Origin of the sequence: Dyadobacter sp. 22481 (assembly GCF_052044875.1) — a bacterium.
GTDB classification, from domain to species: Bacteria; Bacteroidota; Bacteroidia; order Cytophagales; family Spirosomataceae; genus Dyadobacter; species Dyadobacter endophyticus.
In genome coordinates, this window is record NZ_JBQENV010000002.1 from 1,322,252 (window position 1) to 1,344,227 (window position 21,976).

At 49.5% G+C, this 21,976-nt stretch carries 20 protein-coding genes; 6 read left to right on the forward strand and 14 right to left on the reverse strand.

The window, feature by feature from the left end:
* Window positions 1-51: 51 nt before the first annotated feature.
* The 3 genes from ACTJJJ_RS15465 to ACTJJJ_RS15475 form a co-directional block, all read right to left on the reverse strand.
* A complete protein-coding gene (locus ACTJJJ_RS15465) occupies window positions 52-1,104 on the reverse strand; it encodes a sugar phosphate isomerase/epimerase family protein (protein WP_188933640.1) in 1,053 nt (350 codons plus the stop codon).
* Window positions 1,105-1,115: 11 nt separating this feature from the next.
* Complete coding sequence (locus ACTJJJ_RS15470) at window positions 1,116-2,261, reverse strand: Gfo/Idh/MocA family protein (RefSeq protein WP_188933638.1); 1,146 nt, start codon at window positions 2,259-2,261, stop codon at window positions 1,116-1,118.
* 84 nt (window positions 2,262-2,345) lie between these two features.
* Complete coding sequence (locus ACTJJJ_RS15475) at window positions 2,346-3,473, reverse strand: Gfo/Idh/MocA family protein (RefSeq protein ID WP_188935197.1); 1,128 nt, start codon at window positions 3,471-3,473, stop codon at window positions 2,346-2,348.
* Between the two features lie 244 nt (window positions 3,474-3,717).
* Here ACTJJJ_RS15475 and ACTJJJ_RS15480 point away from each other — a divergent pair, with 244 nt between their 5' ends.
* Window positions 3,718-4,956 carry an MFS transporter gene (locus tag ACTJJJ_RS15480; RefSeq protein ID WP_188933636.1) on the forward strand — a complete coding sequence of 413 codons (1,239 nt, stop codon included), beginning with the start codon at window positions 3,718-3,720 and terminating at the stop codon, window positions 4,954-4,956.
* Window positions 4,957-5,028: 72 nt separating this feature from the next.
* Here ACTJJJ_RS15480 and ACTJJJ_RS15485 read toward each other — a convergent pair whose 3' ends face one another.
* The gene (locus tag ACTJJJ_RS15485) at window positions 5,029-7,437 is read right to left on the reverse strand and encodes an endonuclease MutS2 (protein WP_440702246.1); all 2,409 of its coding nucleotides are present in this window, start codon (window positions 7,435-7,437) and stop codon (window positions 5,029-5,031) included.
* Between the two features lie 78 nt (window positions 7,438-7,515).
* Window positions 7,516-8,034 carry a hypothetical protein gene (locus ACTJJJ_RS15490; RefSeq protein WP_426293202.1) on the reverse strand — a complete coding sequence of 173 codons (519 nt, stop codon included), beginning with the start codon at window positions 8,032-8,034 and terminating at the stop codon, window positions 7,516-7,518.
* Between the two features lie 143 nt (window positions 8,035-8,177).
* On the opposite strand from ACTJJJ_RS15490, the gene ACTJJJ_RS15495 reads away from it, so the two are divergent.
* The gene (locus ACTJJJ_RS15495) at window positions 8,178-8,477 is read left to right on the forward strand and encodes a HesB/IscA family protein (protein WP_188933631.1); all 300 of its coding nucleotides are present in this window, start codon (window positions 8,178-8,180) and stop codon (window positions 8,475-8,477) included.
* A 9-nt stretch (window positions 8,478-8,486) separates the two neighbouring features.
* On the opposite strand, the gene ACTJJJ_RS15500 is transcribed toward ACTJJJ_RS15495, so the two are convergent.
* On the reverse strand, window positions 8,487-9,059 hold the full coding sequence (locus ACTJJJ_RS15500; RefSeq protein ID WP_188933629.1) for an NUMOD4 domain-containing protein: 573 nt from the start codon (window positions 9,057-9,059) through the stop codon (window positions 8,487-8,489).
* Between the two features lie 189 nt (window positions 9,060-9,248).
* Here ACTJJJ_RS15500 and ACTJJJ_RS15505 point away from each other — a divergent pair, with 189 nt between their 5' ends.
* Entirely contained in the window at window positions 9,249-9,608 is a 360-nt protein-coding gene (locus ACTJJJ_RS15505) for a CoA-binding protein (protein WP_188933627.1), read from the forward strand.
* 8 nt (window positions 9,609-9,616) lie between these two features.
* On the opposite strand, the gene ACTJJJ_RS15510 is transcribed toward ACTJJJ_RS15505, so the two are convergent.
* The 5 genes from ACTJJJ_RS15510 to ACTJJJ_RS15530 all read right to left on the reverse strand — a co-directional run bounded on the left by ACTJJJ_RS15510 (window position 9,617) and on the right by ACTJJJ_RS15530 (window position 13,609).
* A complete protein-coding gene (locus ACTJJJ_RS15510; RefSeq protein WP_188933625.1) occupies window positions 9,617-10,618 on the reverse strand; it encodes a 3-oxoacyl-ACP synthase III family protein in 1,002 nt (333 codons plus the stop codon).
* 136 nt (window positions 10,619-10,754) lie between these two features.
* Window positions 10,755-11,459 carry a CDP-diacylglycerol--serine O-phosphatidyltransferase gene (gene pssA / locus ACTJJJ_RS15515; protein ID WP_426293204.1) on the reverse strand — a complete coding sequence of 235 codons (705 nt, stop codon included), beginning with the start codon at window positions 11,457-11,459 and terminating at the stop codon, window positions 10,755-10,757.
* 6 nt (window positions 11,460-11,465) lie between these two features.
* A complete protein-coding gene (locus tag ACTJJJ_RS15520; protein ID WP_440702247.1) occupies window positions 11,466-12,104 on the reverse strand; it encodes an MBL fold metallo-hydrolase in 639 nt (212 codons plus the stop codon).
* Window positions 12,105-12,154: 50 nt separating this feature from the next.
* Window positions 12,155-12,847, reverse strand: a complete 693-nt coding sequence (locus ACTJJJ_RS15525) for a hypothetical protein (protein ID WP_188933619.1) — start codon at window positions 12,845-12,847, stop codon at window positions 12,155-12,157.
* 57 nt (window positions 12,848-12,904) lie between these two features.
* Window positions 12,905-13,609, reverse strand: coding sequence for an SAM-dependent methyltransferase (locus ACTJJJ_RS15530; RefSeq protein WP_440702248.1), 705 nt, complete (start codon window positions 13,607-13,609; stop codon window positions 12,905-12,907).
* A gap of 80 nt (window positions 13,610-13,689) precedes the next feature.
* Between ACTJJJ_RS15530 and ACTJJJ_RS15535 the strand changes: the two genes are divergently transcribed.
* Complete coding sequence (locus ACTJJJ_RS15535; protein WP_188933615.1) at window positions 13,690-14,121, forward strand: hypothetical protein; 432 nt, start codon at window positions 13,690-13,692, stop codon at window positions 14,119-14,121.
* On the opposite strand, the gene ACTJJJ_RS15540 is transcribed toward ACTJJJ_RS15535, so the two are convergent.
* On the reverse strand, window positions 14,114-14,890 hold the full coding sequence (locus tag ACTJJJ_RS15540) for an alpha/beta fold hydrolase (RefSeq protein ID WP_426293207.1): 777 nt from the start codon (window positions 14,888-14,890) through the stop codon (window positions 14,114-14,116). The genes ACTJJJ_RS15535 and ACTJJJ_RS15540 overlap by 8 nt on opposite strands.
* 430 nt (window positions 14,891-15,320) lie before the next feature.
* On the opposite strand from ACTJJJ_RS15540, the gene ACTJJJ_RS15545 reads away from it, so the two are divergent.
* Window positions 15,321-18,686, forward strand: coding sequence for a TonB-dependent receptor (locus tag ACTJJJ_RS15545; protein WP_188933611.1), 3,366 nt, complete (start codon window positions 15,321-15,323; stop codon window positions 18,684-18,686).
* Window positions 18,687-18,820: 134 nt separating this feature from the next.
* On the opposite strand, the gene ACTJJJ_RS15550 is transcribed toward ACTJJJ_RS15545, so the two are convergent.
* Both ACTJJJ_RS15550 and ACTJJJ_RS15555 read right to left on the reverse strand, forming a co-directional pair.
* On the reverse strand, window positions 18,821-19,711 hold the full coding sequence (locus ACTJJJ_RS15550) for a glycerophosphodiester phosphodiesterase family protein (protein ID WP_440702249.1): 891 nt from the start codon (window positions 19,709-19,711) through the stop codon (window positions 18,821-18,823).
* Window positions 19,711-20,712 (reverse strand): patatin-like phospholipase family protein, encoded by a 1,002-nt coding sequence (locus ACTJJJ_RS15555; protein ID WP_188933606.1) that lies wholly within the window; start codon window positions 20,710-20,712, stop codon window positions 19,711-19,713. The genes ACTJJJ_RS15550 and ACTJJJ_RS15555 overlap by 1 nt, the downstream gene beginning before the upstream one ends.
* A gap of 243 nt (window positions 20,713-20,955) precedes the next feature.
* On the opposite strand from ACTJJJ_RS15555, the gene ACTJJJ_RS15560 reads away from it, so the two are divergent.
* Complete coding sequence (locus ACTJJJ_RS15560; protein WP_426293210.1) at window positions 20,956-21,930, forward strand: polyprenyl synthetase family protein; 975 nt, start codon at window positions 20,956-20,958, stop codon at window positions 21,928-21,930.
* The last annotated feature ends 46 nt before the right edge of the window (window positions 21,931-21,976 follow it).

The window sequence follows — 21,976 nt, forward strand, 5'->3', positions numbered from 1 at the left end:
CCTACTTTCCATAAGGAAAATAGGTTTTCAATATACTTGTACGATCGACAATTATAGACCCAGGACCTTGCGGTTAAAAGCTTCGTCTGCACCGGTTCCGGCGAAATCGTCGAATGCTTTAGTCGTCACTTCAATGATGTGACTTTCGATGAACGGTGCACCTTCCGCCGCGCCTTGCACGGGCGATTTGATGCAGCATTCCCATTCAAGAACAGCCCAGCTGTCGTAATTGTATTGCGACAATTTTGAGAAAATTGCACCGAAATCTACCTGGCCGTCGCCCAGTGAACGGAACCGACCGGCGCGATCAGCCCAGCCTGCAAAGCCGCTATAAACGCCCTGCTTACCGCTCGGATTGAATTCCGCGTCTTTTACGTGGAATGCTTTGATGCGGTCGTGATAGAGGTCGATGAATTGGAGGTAATCCAATTGCTGCAACACGAAATGGCTTGGGTCGTAGTTGATATTCGCGCGGGTGTGGCCGCCGAGGTAATCAACAAACATCTCGAAAGTACTACCATCGAACACATCCTCGCCCGGGTGCAATTCGTACGCCACGTCCACGCCATTTTCGTCATACACATCCAAAATAGGTTTCCAGCGAGCGGCCAGTTCTTTGAATGCCGTTTCTACCAGTCCGGCGGGGCGCTGAGGCCATGGGTACAGGAATGGCCATGCCAATGCGCCTGTGAAAGAAGCACTGGCTTTCAGGCCTAGTCTGCGGCTTGCCTGCGCTACATATTTCAAATGCTGCGTAGCCCATTCTGCACGCGCTTTCGGGTTTTTGCGAACCTCGGGCACGGCAAAATTGTCATACATTTCGTCATAAACCGGGTGCGAAGCCACCAGCTGACCAATAATATGGGAAGCAAGCTCAGTGATTTCAAGGCCTTTGTCGGCCAACTTACCTTTCAGGTCATCCGCGTACGTCTGCGACTCAGCAGCTTGCTTTACATCGATCACGCGCGGGTCCCAGGTAGGGAGCTGTAAACCTTTATAACCTAACCCTGCCATGTAGTCGGCAATGGTATCGAGTGAATTGAACGGAGCCTCATCGCCAAGGAATTGGGCGAGGAAGATACCGGGTCCTTTAATGGTTTTCATATTTTTTTAAATTAAATAGTTACCCAAGCCTCCTTCTTATTACTCTCCAGAATCCTCTCGCAAATGAGCAACTCTCGATACCCATCCGCAAAAGTTGGGAATGTTGGGTTTTCAGGTTGCTTACCGGCTGCGATGGCGGCGTAAACTTCTTTGAACATTTGTTTCGAAGTATCGGGGAAGCCTTCGTTGTGGCCGCCTGGGAAGGTGATGGTCGAACGAACGTCCTCGTTCACAAGCGATGGGTCACGCATCAGGACTTCGTTCGCTTTATCGCGGTTACCGATCCACATTTCGTTCGGTGACTCGGAGCACCAACTGAATGTCTTTTTAGAACCGGAGATTTCCAGCGACATACGGTTTTTACGACCAGCCGAAACTTGTGAAACGGTGATTACTCCTTTGTTGCCATTGTCGAAACGGAGCAAAACGTTCGCATGATCTTCGGTAGTGATAGGTACATCGGCATAGTCCTCAGGTTGCAGCATTTTGCCTGAATAGGTCTCAACGGCTTTCAAAGGCTTCTTGCGGGTCTTGTGCACGGTATTGAAATCGGCCAGGACCGCTACTGTTTTCAGACCGGTAATGTATTCCAGGATGTCCATCAGGTGGGAACCGATGTCCGCAATAGCGCGTGAGTCTCCGGATTTGTCCGGTTCAAGGCGCCAGTTATAGTCAGTGTTGTAGAACAACCAGTCTTGCAGGTAAGAACCGATGAACGAATAAATCTCACCCAATTCACCTTTTTCACGCATTGATTTCATCTGGCGCGCCAGCGGATAGTAACGCAGGTTGAAGTGAACTGCATTCACGAGGCCGGTTTTAGCAGCCAGTTCCACGAGCTCTTCGGCTTCTGCAAGGTCTTTCGCCAATGGTTTTTCACAAATCACGTGTTTGCCGGCCAGCAATGCTGCTTTCGACTGTGAGTAATGTAAAAAGTTAGGTGTACAAATGTGGACAGCCTGGATGTCATCCTGTTTCAACAGCTCGTCAAACGTGTAGGAACGGGCAATGCCAAGCGCGTCAGCTTTTTCCTTGGCCAGTTCTGCGGTCACTTCGCAAAGTGCGGCAACTTCTACATTAGGAAGACGTCTCAGTGCTTCAATATGTGCGGGGCCAATGAAGCCTGTTCCGACAACGCCAACTTTGATTTTGTTCATAAATGGGTATGGAATGATTGGTGAAAAACAGTCCGCTCTCGCGGGTTAAATTGAGATGTACAGTAATTGGATTGCGTATTCAGATCAGAAATCGGTCCATTTCGTCTCCGTCTTGTTCGAGGCAATGACGGCGTCGATGAACTTCATACCCCTCAGACCATCCTGTGCGCTTGGGAAGTCGTACACGGGATCGGCTTTTTTGCCTTCCCAGTAAGCCCTCACGTGGATGGCGAAGTTGCGGTATAGATTAGCGAAGGCTTCGAAATAGCCTTCAGGGTGGCCAGCGGGAATGCGGGTGTGCACCTGCGCGGCTTTGGACAGGTTACCCACGCCCGTGCGGATGATGCGGGTGCCCTGGTTGGTTTTGTGAATCAGCGTGTTAGGCTCCATTTGTTTCCATTGCAAACCGCCCGTTTCGCCGTAAACACGGATATTGAGGTCGTTTTCCTCTCCGTTGGCAATCTGGCTGTTTTGCAGGATGCCCTTCGCGCCATTGTTGAAGCGCAGTAGAATATGAGCGTCATCATCCAGCAAACGGCCTTCTACAAATATTGTAAGGTCGGCGCAAATCTGGGTGATTTTGAGACCGGTGATGTATTCGGCCAGGTTTTCGGCATGTGTACCAATGTCGCCCAGGCCTCCCGCGGCTCCCGAACGCTTGGGGTCGGTGCGCCATGCGGCCTGTTTGTTGCCCGTTACTTCCACCAATGTCGCCAGCCAACCTTGCGGATATTCCACAATTACCTTTCTTACTTCTCCAATGGCACCTGAGGCAATCATCTGGCGGGCCTCTTTTACCATAGGGTATCCGGTATAGTTGTGTGTAAGACAGAAGACAAGGCCTGTTTTTTCGACCACAGCCACGATTTCTTCCGCTTCTTCGGTATTAAGGGTAATGGGTTTATCGCATACGACGTGGAAGCCATTTTCAAGCGCAAGCTTCGTAGGCGCGGCGTGCATGTGGTTGGGTGTCACGATGGTAACAAAATCCATGCGTTCCCCTTCCGGCAGTTGCTTTTCTTTCAGGATCATCTCCTCGAAATCGTTATAAACCCTGTTTTCAGGCAGATATAGCGCTTTTCCGGTTTCTTTCGATTTAGCAGGATCGGAGCTGAACGCTCCACAAACCAGCTCAATTTCTCCATCCATGATCGCTGCACGGCGATGGACCCCACCAATAAATGCATCCAGGGACCCGCCTACCATGCCCATTCTGATCTTTCTTGACATTCCAGTTGGTTTAAGGTTTTTCAAATAGATTATACAGATAAGAAAGAGCCGTGTAAAAGACTCTTACTTCCTACAAATATAAATTTAAGACATAAAAAACATTGCTTAGGAATAATGAAAAGCAGTAGAATTCCCCGGAGTTTGTTTTTTTTGTGAAAATCTTTGAATAAAAACCGGTATCCCGAAGTCAATCATCTAATTCAAATAATCAAACCCATTACGTCACATGTCCCAATCAGTTAACAGCGGAAGACTCTTCAATGCAAGTTGTTTTGCGCTCATAACCACTGCATTCTCATTCAGTATCCGTGCAGGGATTCTGCCCCAGCTGGGCACTGAGTTCAATCTCTCGGCCGAGCAACTGGGCTTTATTAACTCGATGTGGTTCTTCGGGTTTCCCCTCGCGATGATTATCGGCGGGCTTGTGTACCACACGATCGGCCCGAAAACGATCATGCAGGTGGCGTTTGTGTGCCACGCGATTGGTATTATCATGACGATTTATTCAGGCGGCTACACCGGCCTTCTGATCTCTACATTCCTCATCGGGGTTGGTAACGGCTGTACAGAGGCCGCTTGTAACCCAATGATCGCCGACTCCTACGAAGGACTGCAAATGAGCAAAATGCTCAACCGCTTCCACATGTGGTTCCCCGGCGGTATTGTAGTGGGTTCTCTGATTTCAAAATTTATGACCGACGCCAACCTCGGCTGGCAGGCACAAATCTGGGTGATTCTCATCCCGACATTCATTTACGCATTCCTTTTCTGGGGACAGGCATTCCCGAAACCACACGTGGCTGGTGTAACCTCAATCGGTGAGAACGTGAAGGCGATGTTCACTCCGCTGTTCCTCTTTATCTTCGTTTGTATGGCATTTACCGCTATCAGCGAATTTGGTCCGCAGCAATGGACAGGTCTGATCATGAGCAAAAGCGGTGCAAGCCCAATGCTGATTCTTGCATTGGTAACCGGTCTGATGGCCATCGCCCGCTACTTCGCTCACCCGATCGTGGCAGCAATAGGTCAGACGGGTATCCTCTGGGGCTCGTCGATCCTGGCAGCGGCTGGTATTTACCTGTTCAGCACAGTGACTGGCCCTGCGGCTTATGCAGCGGCTGTGATCTTCGCAATGGGTGTAGCGTTGTTCTGGCCAACCATGATTGGTTTCGTGGCGCAGAACGTGCCTTTGAGCGGTGCATTAGGTATGTCTATCGTTGGTGGTATCGGAATGTTCTCAACGGCTATCTGGCAGCCTGTAATCGGTAAATGGCTGGACGATGCCAAAGCTGAAAAACTGGCGGCAGGTCTGACGGGCGACGAAATGGAGCTGGCCGCCGGGCAGGCGACACTGAGCACGATGGTGATGTTCCCTGCGCTGCTGATCGTTGCGTTCGGTATTCTGTATTTCTGGATGAAAGGACGTAAAACAGTACCTGCTTCTTCTTCTGCGGCAGTTCACTGATAACCGGATATATCAAACAAAAAGGGCGCTGATGAGGCGCCCTTTTTGCATTATGAAGTATTTCTAAAAGCATTACTTCAACTTCACGATCGTCACCCCCGCGCCTCCGCGGTCGGCGTGCTCGTCGTACATGCCCGCTACCTGCTTGTACCCGCGCAGGTGGTTGCGTACCAGCGTACGCAGGATGCCGTCGCCCTTGCCGTGCACGATGCGGAGTTCGTCATAGCCGAGCATAATGGCATTGTCCATAAACTGATCAACGAGCCCCAGCGCTTCTTCACCGCGTTTGCCGCGCATATCCAGGTTGAAACTGAAATTGAGCATCCGCTCGTTCATATCGACGCCTTTGGAAGCTGTTTTAACGCCTTTTTCACCGGTAGCGGCGCGGTAGGTTTTCCGCGACACTTTTTCAAGCCGGTTCAGTTTGATGGTCGATTTCAGGTCGCCGATGCGGATTTCGGCATCTTTCCCTTTGATCGAAAGCACTTCGCCAATAGCGGTCTGCCCGCTGATGCGCACGTAGCTGCCAGGCGTAATGTCGCCGCCTTCCGGCTCGTATTCCTCCTCGGCGGGCTGCGGTTCGGCTACTTCGGCCAGCACAAGGTTTTTCTTCCCAAAATTTTCGAGGTTGGTCCTTGCCGTTTTGGTCTTTTCCTTCTCGGCCTTGTTTTCCTTTATTTCCCGAATAGTATTCTCGATCAGTTGATTAGCATCTGAAATCAGGCTCTTGGCTTTTTGTTTGGCCTCATTGACGATCTTTTTCTCGTTATTATCGAGCTTTTCTTTCAATGCAGTGTAGTCGGCCAATTGCTTCGCGAGCTTGCGCTCTTTGATACCGATCTCAATGTTCTTCTCGGCAAATACGCGGCGCTCGATATCGAGCTCTTTCAGCAGTTTTTCAAAATTCACTTGCTGCGTTCCCAGCTTCTCTTTCGCACGGGCTACCACTGCTTTCGGTAACCCGATTTTGGAAGCGATTTCAAATGCAAATGAGCTTCCGGGACGACCTATTTCCAGCTGATACAGCGGTTCCAGATGTTCACCGTCAAACCGCATCGCACCGTTAACCAGCCCATCGGTCTTGTCGGCCAGTACTTTTAAATTGGTATAATGCGTATTAATCATCCCGAAAGCGCCTGATTGGGTAAGGTTTTCGAGAATAGCCTCCGCAATCGCACCGCCGAGGCCCGGTTCGGTCCCTGTTCCGAACTCGTCGATCAGAAACAAGGTCCTTTTGTTGGCCATCGAAAGAAAATGGCGCATGTTGGTCAAATGCGAGCTGTAAGTACTCAGGTCATTTTCAAGTGATTGCTCATCGCCGATGTCAATGAAAATATTCTGAAAAAAGCCCATGGAAGAGCCTTCCTGCATGGGTACGAGTAAGCCGCATTGGAACATGTACTGGATCACGCCAACGGTTTTCAATGCCACGGATTTACCACCGGCATTTGGTCCGGAAACGATCAGAATGCGTTGCTTTTCCTGCAATTCGATATTCAATGGAACAACCTTCTTGCCTTGTTTCTGAAAAGACAAATGCAGTAACGGATGCCGCGCCTCACGCCAGTCAATAAATTGCCGGTTTTCAAACGGCGGGTTAATGGCGCCCATTTCGCCTGCCAGCCGGGCTTTGGCACGAAGGAAGTCCATAAGTCCCAGGAAGCCGTAAGCCTTCTGCAAATCGGGTACAAATGGTCGGACGTAGGCAGTCAGTTCAAGCAGGATGCGGTTGATCTCCCGGCGTTCCTCATATTCGAGTTCACGGATCTCATTATTGGATTCAAAAATATCCGTGGGTTCGATGAAAACGGTCTGGCCGGTCGCTGATTCATCATGAATAAACCCGCGCAGTTTTCGCTTGTGCTCGGCGGCCACCGGAATTACCATACGGCCGTTCCGGACGGTCAGCGACACGTCGTCGCCGATCCAGCCATTGCTTTTGGCAGATTTCAGGATCGTATCGAGTTTTTTACGAATGCCCGATTGCTCCGAAATCAACCGCTTGCGGATGCGCGATAGCTCGGGCGAGGCCGAATCGCGGATTTGTCCACGATCGTCGATAATGCGGTCGATGGCATCGGTAACGGCCTTTTCGACCCTAATCGTTTTGGCATATTCTCCCAAAATCGGGAAAGCATCGGGTTCCTGGCTTTCAAAAAAGCGGAGGCAAAGGCGGATCGTCAGCAGCGAGACTTTCAAATCAGAAAATTCGGGCTGGGTCAGCAGCATGCCTTCAATGGAAGCCCTTTTCAAATAAGGCGTGGCGTCGATGTAATTCTGGGAAGGGAAGTTCTCGCCCAGTTCGAGTATGCGCAGCATTTCGGCGGTCTGGCTCACGAGTTTCTCGACCATGCCGAAGTTTTCGGAGAACCGGATTTTCTCAACAAAAGCCTGTCCCAAAGAGCTGATACAAAGCTCTTTTAAACGTTCCCTAAGCTTGTCGAATCCCAGTTTTTGTTCTAATGTATTGGGGTAGAGCATTTTTTAATACCTATCGGCTGTCGGCATTCCGCCATCAGCATTGTAATTGTTGATGTTAATTTTTGATCGTCGAAGGCCCTAAAACACGTTTCGTATCTCCTCCTTCAAAACCTTCAAAGCATGCGTCGAAGGCTGTATTTCCTTCTCGATCACGTGTGAGAATATCTTTTTAGCGAGGTCGGAGGCCGGGGCTTCCGCACTTACTTCCGCTGCTGCCTGGTTCACCACCGCCACTGTCTCGTTCATCGCATTCACGATCTGTTCCCAGGCATGTGTGCTAATGTAGAGCTGTTGCGCTACATTATGGTTATATTCTTCCCGGATCTCGTGGAGTGCGATCTGTTGCAGTTCCAGCGCGCTCGTTGCCGCAGGTGCCAGTCTCAACAACAGGTTATTGGGAGAAATACGTTCCAGGAAGAGGGACATGCGCTCGTAAGCCTGCAAGCGAAGGGGTAATGTGATCTCGATATTTTTGCTGCGCATATCCCAGCGCTGTTTTTCGAAAATTTTGTTGGCGACGGTCGTGATGGTGAGGTACATGCCGAAAGTCACGACGGCTCCCAGTATCAAAACTGTCAGAATCAGGTAATATTCCATGTGTGAAATTGTAATTTTATGCCAAAATGAGGCACAAAATTAAAGGATTAGCAGCACTTGGCTGATATTTTATTTCAAAACGCGAATGGAACGGCAACGGTTTGCGTTAACCCATTTATCGCAATCAAGAATAAAGAGCAGGAATGGATAACCCAATTCAATTGACCGAAAAGGCGCAGCTAGAAATCAGATCAACCCTGGAAGCCAATAAAATCCCGGATACCTACGGACTTAGGGTAGGGCTTAGAGGGGGTGCGTGCAGCGGATCTTTTCTGCTTGGGTTCGACACAGCCACAGAGCATGACCAGGCATACCTCATCGAAGGCATTAAGGTGCTGATAGACAAGCGCCATTTAATGTACGTGATCGGCGTGTCAGTTGATTTTGAAGAGGGTGCGAACGGCAGCGGTTATACGGTTTCCGCCGCAGAAAAACTCAAATAAGTATTTCAATCAATCCTCAATGGTTACATGTTTCCAGTTCTCCCCCGAACGTATGCGGTTGAGCTGGGTATGTGTAATCCCAAACTGCTTCGCAATCATTTTCAAGCGGTTATTGTCGTTTTTCAACAATTTTTTGATGATCCGTACTTTGCTTTCCGTGAGTTTGTAATTTTTGGTACGGCGCGGGATTACCCGGTTGATGAATGCAGGGTTTTCGCGGTTATGATCGATCATTTCCGCTTTTGTAACCCATTTCAGGTTTTCGTAGTAGTTGTTCTGTTTATCGAAATCCAGGTGGATCACGAAGTTGTGCTCGGTATCCGGCCTGTCCACGAAGTGCTCGGCTACGAGTTTGTGCACGTACCGGTTAATGGTTTTCCCGCCTGCGACGCGGATATTCAAAGACCTATAACCCTGAATGACAGATCCCTTGATCACGACTCCTTCCTTCGGGTTGTTCTGAAAACTTTTCAGTCTGCCATAATTAGACACCTCGTAATGAGGAGCATTCTCGATCTCGTCGAATATAATTTTTGCCCACTTTTCATTCCAGAAGCTCCGGCTTACATTTGATTCATTCATTTGATAAAATATATTATAAGGTTCTATGGTCGTACAGTTGGTCTTTACGTTACCATTCCCGTCGAGAACGCGGGAACGATCTTTTGGTGTTTTAAAAAGTGTGTGGGGCTGCTGTTAATACCGGGGCGGTAGCGACCGCGGCGGCTATGGACACATTTGGCCCTTTATTTTCTACTAAATTGATTTGGCATGAAACGTACACTCATTATTGGAGCAACTCCCAACCCATCCAGATACGCTTACCTGGCCGCACAGAAACTCACGCACTATGGTCATCCCATCTTACTCATCGGACGCAGGAAAGGTTTTGCATTAGGAGAAGAAATCAACACAGACAAAACTGACTGGAAAGACGTAGATACCGTCACTTTGTATATCAATCCGAGCCACCAACCTGAATACTACGATTATATCGTTTCTCTAAATCCTAAACGCGTTATCTTCAACCCTGGTACAGAGAATCCTGAATTTAAGGATATTTTAATAGATAAAAATATCATACCAATAGAAGGGTGCACGCTGGTAATGTTGTCGACCGGACAATTCTAGTCCGGAACCTACCACCTGATGAGTGCCGATGCCCAAGTAAACCCGCTGCCGAAGGCCGCGAGGCAAATCAGGTCGCCTTCCTGAATTTTTCCGGTCTCCCAAGCCTCGGTCAATGCGATAGGAATGGAAGCAGCCGTCGTATTTCCGAAACGTTGTAAGTTGTTGATTACCTGCGATTCAGCAAGCCCAAGTTGCTGGCGTACGTAGTCGCTGATCCGTAAGTTTGCCTGGTGCGGAACGAGCAAGTCGATGTCGCCGGCGGTGTAGCCATTGGCTTCCAATGCCTCCTGGATCACCTCGCCAAACCGTACGATCGCATGTTTGAAAACCGCATTGCCATTCATATAGACGTTATGCCCGCCACCGTCGATTACCTCCTGGCTTACCGGGCGACCTTCGCGGCTGCTACCCGGATCTTTCACATAGAGTTCTTCCGCAAACCGGCCGTCGGCATGGAGGTGTGTAGATAATATACAATGTTGGGGATCGTTCGTTGCGGAAACTACCGCAGCTCCGGCGCCATCCCCAAAAATAACTGCGGTATTACGCCCGGCCGTACTCTTGTCGATCCACGATGACTGTATCTCCGAACCAACTACCAATGCCGTTTTGTACATCCCCGATTTGATGAACTGATCGGCAATCGAAAGTGCGTACACAAAGCCTGAGCATTGCTCGCGGATGTCGATCACCGGCTTGCCGTCCATCCCGAGTTCACGCTGCATCAGAAATGCCGAGCCAGGGAAGAAATAATCGGGGGTAATGGTAGCGTACACGATCACGTCGATGTCGTTAGGCGTAAGCCCTGCCCTGTCCAACGCCTGCCGCGATGCCGCGGCAGCCATGCTGTAATTGGTATCTTTTCCATACTCGAAATACCGACGTTCCTGAATGCCGGTCCGCTCACGGATCCACTCATCGGAGGTTTCCATCCATTGCGTAAGATCGTCGTTGGTAATAACATTGTCGGGAACGTAGAAACCCAGGCCTGTAATGCGGGAGAATGCCATGCTAATCGGGACTGTTCAAAGCTGCTGAGGGTCAAAAGGCAGAAAGGAACGGTATTTAATGCTAAAATGATAATAATAAGCAACATACGTTGCCGGAAAGATTGCAAAAATGCAAAAAAAAGTCGTGCCTACCAATTCAAATCTGCTTTTTCCTGAGGTTGTCGGCAATGGAGAGAAGTACGTACACGATTAGTATTGCAGGAACGGCAAGGAATTTTAAGGTAACGAGCAAAAGCGCTGTGATGCCAATCAGAATGAAGCGCGATTCATTTCCTTTCCAGCCGAACTGCTTGAATTTGAGGGCGATCAGCGGAAGCTCCATCACGAGGGCGTAGGACATGACGGCGCTTAAAATCAATAGATTGTTGGTATTAATGATGATATCTTTCCAAAACGCGCTCTCTGTGTGAACGATGAGCGGCAGGGAAGCGATGAGCATCGCATTCGCGGGTGTGGGCACGCCTATGAACGAATCGGACTGGCGTGGGTCATTATTGAATTTCGCGAGACGGATCGCCGAGAAAATGGCGATGATAAACGCCGGATAGGCCTTCCAGATACCCAAGAGGTCGGGAATGCTTTGCATCAGCAGCTGATACAGGATGATCGCGGGCAGCAAGCCGAACGTCACCATATCGGCAAGCGAATCGAGGTCGCGGCCGATGGGGGAGGTGACTTTCAGCAAACGGGCGATAAAACCGTCCAGAAAGTCAAATATCAATGCGACGCCAATGAGCAGGCACGATAGTATCAGGTTATTGTGGAATGCTTCTACCACGCCAATGCAGCCACAAAGCAGGTTTCCGCAGGTGAGGGCATTGGGGATGTTGCGACGGATCATAAGGCGCTATTTGAAAAACGGGTTGTTTCTTTTCTCAAAACCAATGGTAGTAGGTTCCATATGGCCGGCATAAACTGTATAATCGTCGGGTAGGGTGAACATTTGTTCCCGGATGCTTTTCAGCAAAGTGCCGTGGTCGCCGCCGGGGAGGTCGGTGCGGCCGATGCTCATGCGGAACAGCACATCGCCGCCAATCACGAATCTATCCGCGTCATTCACAAATGCCACATGCCCGGGCGCGTGGCCAGGTACGAATAGGATTTTCAGGGATGTATTGCCGAATTCAATAGTCTCGCCTTCGCGGATAAAGCTGTCGATTTCGGGTTCTTCAAATGTAGAAAAGCCGTAATTGGAAGCGTAAGATTTAACAGCCCTCAAAAGCGGCTCGTCCAGCTTATGCAAGACAAACGGAATGCCGTATTTCCGTTTGAGCGCGGCTACGCCGAGCACGTGGTCGATATGGGCGTGTGTATTCACAATCTGCACGGGTTTCAGGCCGTGTTCTTCAATATATGCGGCGAGCTCGTTCACTTCCGCACGGTCGTAGCAGCCCGGATCGATAATAATGGCCTCGCCTGTTTCGTCGTGAAGAAGATAAGTATTTTCAGAAAATGGGTTGAAAACAAATGTTTGTACCTGGACCATTCCGGTAGGGATATGTGGGTTAATGAATGGGGGCGAATTTACAAAACACTTTACAGTTCTTTGAACCGGGCAATGATGCGGTCGAAGTAAAATATCGTCGTATCCTTATAATCGGAATCGGTCCCGGCGAAAAACCATAGTTCGCCCTCGTTATTGGCGACCACCGTAACGGGTTGTCCGTCATTGGAATACCTTAATAATGTGTGGTAACGGGTGTCGGAATTGGTACTGGCAATGCTTCCGGCCAGCAAAACGGCCTTACCTGATTGGTTGCCCGTGCCCTTGTCGAGGTTGAATGTATACGTGCCGGAAACCAGCTTTGTCAACGGCTCGATTGGGGATACGCCCGCTTTGAATGTGACCTTGTCGACAATCGTACTTGCGGTGTATCGCGTCGCCAGGTCGACCTGAAGCACCATCTCGTAAGACTTGTTCGGGGTAAAACCACTCACGCGCTTTTTAAGGTAACTGAACATATTGCCTTTGGAATACCTCGACAGGATCCGGTAGCCGTATTGTGTGGTGTCGAGGCCGCGGGGAAGCAACGCGGTAGCGGCGACAGTATCGAGTTGGGTAGAGTCGGCCGTTGCTGCGAATCCGGCATATTCGGGAGTCCAGCCATCCGTACCCCCTGTTCCCGACTGGAAGTTGGAATCGACGGTAATACTGGCGTCGAGACTGTCTTCATTACAGCTCCACAGGCCCGCCGCTGCCAGAATGGCTATCAGAATATATTTTTTCAAAGTGAATAGCAGTTTTCAAGAAGAACGAAAGATAGATCAATATCTTTCTCTAAAAGCCTATCCGATCAGGAAAATCGCAGGGATTTTGTGCAGGTCAGGCTTCGCCGCTTTCCATTTTCCCACCGGCATTGTCCTGATCAGCTCGTCGGGGGCGGTTACATTGGCTGCAATGCATAAGGCCAGATCGGGTGAGCACGCTTCTATTACGGCTTCGAGCAATTGGTTGTTGCGGAAAGGAGTTTCCATGAATATTTGCGTTTGCTGGTATTGCCGCGCATTTCTTTCAAGGTTTTGCAATGCTTTTTTACGCTGTACTTTATCGATTGGCAGGTAGCCGTGAAATGCAAATGACTGTCCGCTCATTCCCGATGCCATCAATGCCAGCAGAATGGACGACGGCCCTACCAAAGGCACCACGCGTATCCCCAGCTCGTGCGCAATGCGTACGGCTACCGCGCCCGGATCGGCGACGCCGGGGCAGCCGGCTTCCGATATTACACCCGCACTTTTTGAAAGGTTTCGCAGCGAAGCAGCAGTTTCCGTTTCGGCGGTATCTTTATTCAGTTCGATAAATGTCAGGTCGTCGATGACCCGGCCAAGTTTCAGGCTGCTGATGAACCGCCTGGCGGTGCGGATGTTTTCCACAAAGAAAACATCCAGGTGCCGTACGGCATCTTGGATCTGGGGAGAGAGTACGTCGTTTTGCGTCCCTTCGGCCAGTATTGTAGGGATTAAGTACAGGGAAATCCCGGAATCATTCATAGGCGCTGCATTTTTTCATTCCTTTCCAACCAAAAAGCCTGATTGTGAATCTACGGAGTAAATAAAATTATTTAATAAGTATGAAAAGACTATTATACATACCCCTTGTTTTGGTGTGGTTATTGTCTTGTAAAAAAGATAGTGTCAACGACCCTTCACCCAATTACGCTTTCTCGACAGTGTCGGGCATCTGGCATTCTGTTGAGGTTGAAAGATCTTCACTGGATAATAAAAGTACCTGGGAGCCGATTGCCGCTGCCAAATCCGATTCGTTGATATTTCGGCATGACGGCGTTGTGTTGAACGCCAACGGTACCCCGCGCTGCTGCGCACCTGCTACCATGATCATCAATGGCACCTTGCTCGATGTAAAACCACAAATCGCATTGCCCAACAACCCGCAATGCGAACTGCTGAACTGCATTACTTGTCCGACCTGGGAAATATCGCTAAGCGATGACCAGCTTATAATAGGCACTTGCAATTCACCGAGAACGAAATACGTCAGATAGCTTCATTCAGAAATTCAAGCAGGGTGCTGACAAATGCTTTCGGCTGCTCAGCCTGCACCCAGTGCCCTGCTCCCTCGATCGTTTTCAACTGTGCGTTTGGGAAAAGATCGAGAATGCCTTCCAGGTCTTCATCCAATACATAATTAGAATTAGCTCCCCGCATGAACAGCGTGGGGGTTTCTACCGGCTCGTCGGACTTGATCTGCGCGCCCACATTGGCCATGTCGGTTGTGAGCAACGGCAGGTTAAAACGCCAGGCAAAGCCGCCTTCTTCTTTTCTATACAGGTTTTTCAGTAAAAATTGCCGCACGCCCAGCAACGGCTCGTATTCGCTAAGGACTTCGTCGGCCTGGTTGCGGTTTTCGATCTGGTCCAGCGGAATTGCATTCAGCCCTTTCAGGATTTTGGTGTGGTGAATAGGGTAGGCTTTGGGCCCGATATCGACCACCACGAGTGCATCGAACGTGCCGGGGTAGGTCACTGCATATTCCATGACCGTCTTTCCGCCCATGGAATGCCCGATCAGGATCGGTGAAGCGATTTGCTGCTGGTCCAGAAAATCCTTTAAATCAGCGGCGAGCGTCGGGAAATTGAGCGGGGCTTCGTGCGGGGAGCGTCCGTGGTTGCGCTGGTCGACCAGGTAAACGCGGTAACCCTGCTCCGAAAGGGTTTTCCCGATCGTAAGCCAATTGTCGAGAAAGCCGAAAACACCGTGGAGGATGATCAGGGGCTTGCCTGTTTCGCCTATTTGTTTGAAATTGAGTTGCATAATGTTGGTTGAACGATAATATTTCGACAGCCCACAGCCGATAATCACATCGCAAAGGTTGTAAGGATTTCCGGGAAGGAAAAAAACGGTCCTTCCTAAAATTTAATTATTTGTTAAACAGCGGTTACCTTGTGGTATAATAATTGCTGCCGGATAGATAAAAAATCTTTTTTCTGCCCTCAAATCTGCCCTTCCAAAGCCTCTGGCCCTTCTTGCAATTTCTTAATGATTTGATAAAATTGAAAATATTGAAGTATTGTTGCACGAATCTGCATTATTTCAATAAATCAGCTAGTTACGAAGATTAGTATTGCATTTTAGTAGGATTTAGCCTTTTGTTTGTAAACGTAAAAAGCTATTATTTTGCACCAATTATTCATCCTCCTTGAATGAATCCGCTAGTATTCTTACAAACCAAATCACCAAATTTATGAACGGGAAAAGTTTACTCTTCCGGGCGGTCTGCCTCACGGTTACCGCACTTCTATTCTCTCTATTCGGACCTGGGGCCCAAGCCCAGGTGACTTCATCAGCCATTACGGGACGTGTGGCAGACGGCAAAGGCGAGGTGCTCCCAGGCGCCACGGTCGTTGCGATACACGAACCGTCGGGAACAAAATACGGCTCGGTAACCAACGAACAAGGACTTTACACGATCCCGGCTGTGCGCGTGGGTGGTCCTTACAAGGTGACAGTATCTTTCGTGGGATTTAATGAGCAGTCACAGGAAAACATTTTTGCTAACCTCGGTACTGCCGCCAACGTCAATTTCGAACTGAAAGACGGTTCGACCGACCTTGCGGAGGTGATTGTTACCGGCGCCGGAAGCGACATTTTCAGCTCTGACCGCACGGGTGCAGCTACTACTTTCAACAAAGGCCTTATCACAAGCCTGCCTACGCTTGGACGTACGCTGAATGACATTACCAAATACAACGCATACAGCAACGGCCGCTCTTTCGGCGGGCAGGACAGCCGGTATAACAACTTCACCATTGATGGTTCCGTGTTCAACAACGGTTTCGGTTTGGGTAACGAAGCGCAGGCGGGTGGTCGTACCGGTTCTACGGCGATTTCTCTGGACGCGATCGAAGAGGTACAGATCAACATCGCTCCTTATGACGTGCGTCAATCGGGCTTCGCGGGTGCGGGTATCAACGCGGTAACGCGCTCGGGTACCAATGAATTCTCAGGTTCTGTTTTCCATTTCTTTAAAAACAAGAGCCTGGCAGGAAAGAAGATTGACGGCAGCGATTTCAAGGTGGCTGAATTCAACGAAAAAACAACCGGTTTCCGCCTGGGAGGCCCGATCATCAAAAACAAACTGTTCTTCTTCGTAAATGGTGAGTTCGTAAAACGTTCAAGCCCGGCGCTCGACTTCGTACTGAACCGTGGCCAGGGATCAGGCGGTAACATATCGCGAACTACATTGGCTGATATGGAGGACCTTTCTTCCTTCATGAAAGACAAGTTCAAGTACGACGTAGGTGCATTGGACGGCTTTAACAACGAGAACACAAGCAAGAAGTTTCTTGCCCGCATCGACTACAACATCAGCGATAAGCACAAGCTGACATTGCGTTACTCGCACCACGATTCGGATTCGGACGTGTTGATCAGCCAAAGCAACAGCTCCAACACGGCAGGTTTCGGTAACCGCACCAACTCGCTTTCGGCGATTTCTCCGCAGAATACAGGCTACATTATCCAGGACAACACGCGTTCCTTCGTAGCGGAATTGAACTCGAACTTCGGCGGTAAGTTTGCCAACAACCTGATCGGTACATTCAATAAACAGATTGAAGACCGCAAATACAAAGCGCCGATCTTCCCGACGATCGAAATCCAGAAAGACGGATCGACTTACACTACCATCGGTTCGGATCCATTTACACCGAACAACCGTCTGGATTACTCTACTTTCAACATTACCGACAACCTGACGTATTTTGCAGGAAAGCATACAGTGACTGTCGGTGCGTCATATGAGCACTTCAAGTCAAACAACCTGTTCTTCCCAACTTCAAATGGTGTTTGGGTATTCAAATCGATCCAGGATTTCAAGAATGCTGCCAATGCATACCTGGCTAACAAGGACCTGACGACCGCTCCTGATACCGTGGTCCGTTTCAATTACCGTTATTCATTGCTTCCGGGCGGTGCCGCTCCATGGCAGGTGTTCAAAACACAGACGATCAGTTTGTACGCACAGGACGAGTTCCAGGCTACACCTAACTTCAAACTTACTGCCGGTCTTCGCGCTGATTATGTCAACATGCCGAATACTTCGAAGCAATATTACAATGCAGATGTCGCGAAAATAGACTTCCGCGATCCGAATGGCGGAATTTATAAAGTGAATACAGGTAATGTTCCCAAATCCCGCGTTTACCTTTCACCACGCGTAGGTTTCAACTGGGATGTAAAAGGCGACCGCACTACGCAGGTTCGCGGAGGAACCGGTTTGTTTCTTTCCCGCATTCCTTACGTGTTGATCTCGAACCAGTTGGGTAACAATGGTGTGAACTCTGCAACCATCTCCGGAAGCAATACGACTGCCTACCCTTTCACATTGGATCCGTCGCGTTACAATCCGGATTCGACCGGGGTACTTAAAGGCTATCAGGTGAACGCATCGGACGAAAATTTGAAGTTGCCACAAATTTGGAAAAGTAACATTGGTATCGACCAGCAACTTGGCTGGGGCGTTGTAGCCACCGTGGAAGGTATTTTCAACAAAAACTACAACTCGCTTCGCTACATTGATGTAAACCTGAAAGCGCCTACTGCACAATTCGCAGGTCCTGATACTCGCAACAGGTTCCCTGCGTCGGGTCTTAGCGGAGGTGCTGCGACGACAGCCCGCTTAATAGAAGACGACGTATCAAATGTTTACGTATTGACTAACACGAATAAAGGCTATTCTTACTCATTGACCGGTAAACTCGAAAAACCTGCGACACGCGGTTTCGGTGGAATGGTAGGTTATACTTACGGTATGGCTAAGGACATTGCTTCGGTTTCTTCTACCGTGGAAGGCAACGTGCCGGGTGTGAATGGGTTGAACTATCTTGATCTGGCCTATTCAGGTAACGACGTTCGTCACCGCTTCGTAGGTTACGTTTCTTACCGCAAAGAGTATGGCGGTAAATTCGGTGGAGCTACTATGATTACATTGGGTGGTGTATCTTCAAGCGGTACCAAAATCTCCTACATCAGCGCTACCGATATGAACGGCGACGGTCAGAACAACGACCTGATCTTTGTTCCAAACAAAGCAAGCGACCTTACTTTCCAGACGCTGACAACTACTGCGAACGGCAAAACTTATACATTCTCGCCGGAACAGCAGGCCGAAGCATTCCAGAAATACATCGACAACCATCCTTACCTGTCGGAAAGAAAAGGCAAATATGCAGAGCGTAATGGCGGTGCTTACCCATGGCTGACCCGTTTCGACGTAACGGTGGAGCAGGATTTCTACGTAAAAGTGGGCAAAAAGGACAAGAAGAATATCATCCGTCTGCGTGCCGATATTTTCAACGTTGGTAATATGATCAACAATAAATGGGGTGTAGCAAACCAGGTAACTGCTTCTTCGAACAGCACGCAATCCAACCCGCTCAACTTCGCGAGTGTAAACGCTCAGGGTGTTCCCACCTACCGTATGGGTACGCAGGTTATCAGCAACGGCACATCCACTGAGACTGTGCTCGTACGTGATGCGTTTGTGAAGTCAAGAACAATCAACGACGTATGGCAGGCACAAATCGGTATCCGTTATATTTTTAATTAAGGATAGCGAGCCTTCAGATAGTAACGAGCCCGCAGTAATGCGGGCTCGTTTTGTTTTGCTTATTGTCAGCCTGACCTTTCCTCCATCCTCCCTTTCCTCCATCCTCCCTTTCCTCCATCCTCCCTTTCCTCCATTCAGTCCCTCTTATAAAAAATACTCTGCAACAAAATCGGATTGTCGGTACAGATAATATCCGGCCCGCCGGAATCCCGGATCTTTTGGTACAATGGCCGTGATTCCGTGGCTTGAAGCGTGTCGATATTGCCGTTCGTGCCTAGTGAAGATGCGACGTTCAGGTCGTGAATGCGCTGGTAAAATGATCCGTCCTGCAATTCTCGTGGCGTGAGCGCCACAAGCTGTTCAAACGGCAAGCCCGACTGCTCGATCGTGTCGATGTGCTCGAGGCTGTTGAAACCTACCGCCAGCATGAGCTGTGGTGCCAGCTTATGTGCGAACTGGGCTTCTTGTAGCGAATAGCAGATCAATACCGATTTATAAAGATTTCCCGTTCCTTGAAGCATTTTGATAGTTTGGGTAATGCTGGTTTCGGGCTTCTTATCGACGATCAGGACCAAATTCTTGCCGGCCGACCAATTCAAAACATCCTGGAATGTGGGTATGGGGTGCTCCGTCATGGAGCCATAGGGATCTTTTAACCTCAGTTTGCTGACTTCTTTCCACTTCTTTTTACTCAATAAGCCCTTGCCATTCGTCTTTAATGCAAGGTCGTCGTCGTGCGAGATGACAAGCAGGCTGTCAGCTGTGGCGCGGACGTCGATTTCAAGGAGCACGCATGGCACTTTTGCGTAAGTTCGTTCGAAGGTAGCCATGCTGTTTCCGGGGAAGCCGTCTTCGGTACCGCCCTGGTGCGCCATGATTAATGGTGTGGTACGCTTGCCTGGCTTCAGGTAACTTTTCAGCGCTTCGGCGTCTTTGAACCGGCAGTCACCGGTTTGGGCCTGGGCAGTGTGTGAGAGGGCAGCGAGCAGCAGTGCCGCGAATATCTGCCTTGTCTGGTTTTTCATTACGATTTTACATTGTTTGATTCAGTGTGAAGTGGCCCATGTCTGGAAGAATCGCGAATGGCCGTTCCATTAATAGCCGGATCGGTAATCGACGAGTCTCCGCCTTTTTCAGCATTCAAAATTGATTCCACACCCGCGCGGTAGCCTTCTATGATCAGCCTCGAAATATCTTCCGAGTTGAAATGCTGTAAATCGAGGAAAAGCGGTGTCGATGGCCTTACTACCGTCAGTTTCATCGGCTTGCCCCGAAGGTTCGAGCGGTCGACGTACGACTCGGCCCATTGGATATTGTTGTTCACAATCTGGTTCACGGTAATATCCCGTACACGCTCGATCAGCGTGATCAGATTGCGCGTGTTAATATCTTCCGGCTGGTAGAGCAGGGGAGAATGGCAGCCGATCAGGATAATTTCCGTTGCCCCGTCCTCGATCGCCTCGCGTATAGGCGCGACCTCGCGTAAACCGCCGTCGAGGTAAAGCTGACCGTTGATTTCGATTGCCGGCATCAGCATCGGAATCGATGAGCTGGCACATACAAAATCCACATAATGCGGATCCTGTGTGGAGACATATTTCATTTCCCCGGTACCAATGTTCACAGCACCGGCCTTAACCTTAATGGGCGTATCGCGGAGGTAATCGTCGTGCAGGTGCTTGCGGATGAGCTGATGCAGGGGCGACGGGTCCACAATGCCGTCAAAGCGGCTCATTAGTGTATTCATCCCCAGCATTACCCGTGAGCGCAGCGTGGAAATATCCTGGGGCTGGGTGATATTCTTGATCCAGAATTCGAGCAGCTTACGACCTGCGAGCGGCCAGTCTATCTTTTTGTTTTCGGCTATTTGCTTGCCGGTTTCATTGGCGAGGAACGTGGCGTTGAGCGAGCCTACCGAAATCCCGTACACCATTTCAGGTTCAAAACCGTTTTCCAGGACTGCCTGGATCACACCTACCTGAAATGCTCCCTTCATAGATCCTCCGCCGAGAACGAGTGCTTTCATATCGACTGGTTTACGTGGTTTAGTTTGTACTTCGGCTGCTGGCTGTCGGCTGTCGGCAGTTTTGGACGCCCTGGCCTTTGTTCAATTCTAAACATTTTCGGTTTAAAATTGATATAAACAGAAGATTTTATTCCAAATTTGAAGATCAGAGTTCAGAGGGTTAAACGAACATATTTACAAACTTATGCCCCTGTTCGCTTCCTTTTATTATCAGGAGGGACCTTTAAGCCCTCGTACATGAATATGACCCTTTCAATAAAGGAAATTCAGGCTCCTATTGCGGATGAGATGAAAGCTTTCGAGCAGAAGTTTCGCCAGTTTATGAAAAGCGAAGTAATGCTTTTGGACCAGATCATGAACTATATCGTGAGGCGGAAAGGCAAGCAGCTGCGCCCAATGTTCGTATTTCTGTCCGCAGGGGTTTGTGGCAATATCTCCGAATCGACCTACCGTGGTGGCGCGATGATCGAACTGCTGCATACGGCCACCCTCGTACACGACGACGTGGTGGACGATTCCAATTACCGCCGTGGCTTTTTCTCTGTGAACGCATTGTGGAAAAACAAGATAGCCGTGCTCGTGGGTGACTACCTGTTGTCGCGCGGGCTGCTACTTTCGGTCGATCATGAGGAATTCAAAATATTGAAAATCGTTTCGACGGCCGTCCGTGAGCTCAGCGAAGGCGAGCTGCTGCAAATCGAAAAGGCCCGCAGGCTGGATATTAATGAAGAGGTTTACTACGAGATCATCCGCCAGAAGACCGCGTCGCTCATCGCTTCGTGCTGTGCAGCGGGCGCCAGCTCGGTAGGCGCGGCGAAGGAGGTGGTAGAAAAAATGCACGCATTCGGCGAGAAGGTAGGCATGGCATTCCAGATCAAGGACGACCTTTTCGACTATGGTGAAGACGAAATCGGTAAGCCGCTCGGCATCGATATCAAGGAAAAGAAAATGACGCTCCCGCTCATTTACGCGCTCAACCATGCGCCCTGGCTGGAAAAGCGCCGCATTATCAACATTATCCGCAACGAAAGCCACAAGCCCAACAAGGTAAGTGAAGTAATCGCATTCGTGAAAGACTCGGGGGGGTTACGCTACGCGCAGGAGGTAATGGAAAGGTATGTAAAGGAAGCACTAACATTGCTCAACGAATTCGCCGACTCACCCCACCGCCGCTCGCTCGAACAACTCGTTCAGTATACGATTGAACGGAGTAAATAGGAATGAGTAAATTACGACAGAAAATATATAAGTAAGTATAATAATA

Coding starts and splice junctions, on each gene's coding strand:
- ACTJJJ_RS15465 (WP_188933640.1), bottom strand. CDS start 1,104: ATGAAAACCATTAAAGGACCCGGTATCTTCCTCGCCCAATTCCTTGGC.
- ACTJJJ_RS15470 (WP_188933638.1), bottom strand. CDS start 2,261: ATGAACAAAATCAAAGTTGGCGTTGTCGGAACAGGCTTCATTGGCCCC.
- ACTJJJ_RS15475 (WP_188935197.1), bottom strand. CDS start 3,473: ATGGGCATGGTAGGCGGGTCCCTGGATGCATTTATTGGTGGGGTCCAT.
- ACTJJJ_RS15480 (WP_188933636.1), top strand. CDS start 3,718: ATGTCCCAATCAGTTAACAGCGGAAGACTCTTCAATGCAAGTTGTTTT.
- ACTJJJ_RS15485 (WP_440702246.1), bottom strand. CDS start 7,437: ATGCTCTACCCCAATACATTAGAACAAAAACTGGGATTCGACAAGCTT.
- ACTJJJ_RS15490 (WP_426293202.1), bottom strand. CDS start 8,034: ATGGAATATTACCTGATTCTGACAGTTTTGATACTGGGAGCCGTCGTG.
- ACTJJJ_RS15495 (WP_188933631.1), top strand. CDS start 8,178: ATGGATAACCCAATTCAATTGACCGAAAAGGCGCAGCTAGAAATCAGA.
- ACTJJJ_RS15500 (WP_188933629.1), bottom strand. CDS start 9,059: ATGAATGAATCAAATGTAAGCCGGAGCTTCTGGAATGAAAAGTGGGCA.
- ACTJJJ_RS15505 (WP_188933627.1), top strand. CDS start 9,249: ATGAAACGTACACTCATTATTGGAGCAACTCCCAACCCATCCAGATAC.
- ACTJJJ_RS15510 (WP_188933625.1), bottom strand. CDS start 10,618: ATGGCATTCTCCCGCATTACAGGCCTGGGTTTCTACGTTCCCGACAAT.
- pssA (WP_426293204.1), bottom strand. CDS start 11,459: ATGATCCGTCGCAACATCCCCAATGCCCTCACCTGCGGAAACCTGCTT.
- ACTJJJ_RS15520 (WP_440702247.1), bottom strand. CDS start 12,104: ATGGTCCAGGTACAAACATTTGTTTTCAACCCATTTTCTGAAAATACT.
- ACTJJJ_RS15530 (WP_440702248.1), bottom strand. CDS start 13,609: ATGAATGATTCCGGGATTTCCCTGTACTTAATCCCTACAATACTGGCC.
- ACTJJJ_RS15535 (WP_188933615.1), top strand. CDS start 13,690: ATGAAAAGACTATTATACATACCCCTTGTTTTGGTGTGGTTATTGTCT.
- ACTJJJ_RS15540 (WP_426293207.1), bottom strand. CDS start 14,890: ATGCAACTCAATTTCAAACAAATAGGCGAAACAGGCAAGCCCCTGATC.
- ACTJJJ_RS15545 (WP_188933611.1), top strand. CDS start 15,321: ATGAACGGGAAAAGTTTACTCTTCCGGGCGGTCTGCCTCACGGTTACC.
- ACTJJJ_RS15550 (WP_440702249.1), bottom strand. CDS start 19,711: ATGAAAAACCAGACAAGGCAGATATTCGCGGCACTGCTGCTCGCTGCC.
- ACTJJJ_RS15555 (WP_188933606.1), bottom strand. CDS start 20,712: ATGAAAGCACTCGTTCTCGGCGGAGGATCTATGAAGGGAGCATTTCAG.
- ACTJJJ_RS15560 (WP_426293210.1), top strand. CDS start 20,956: ATGACCCTTTCAATAAAGGAAATTCAGGCTCCTATTGCGGATGAGATG.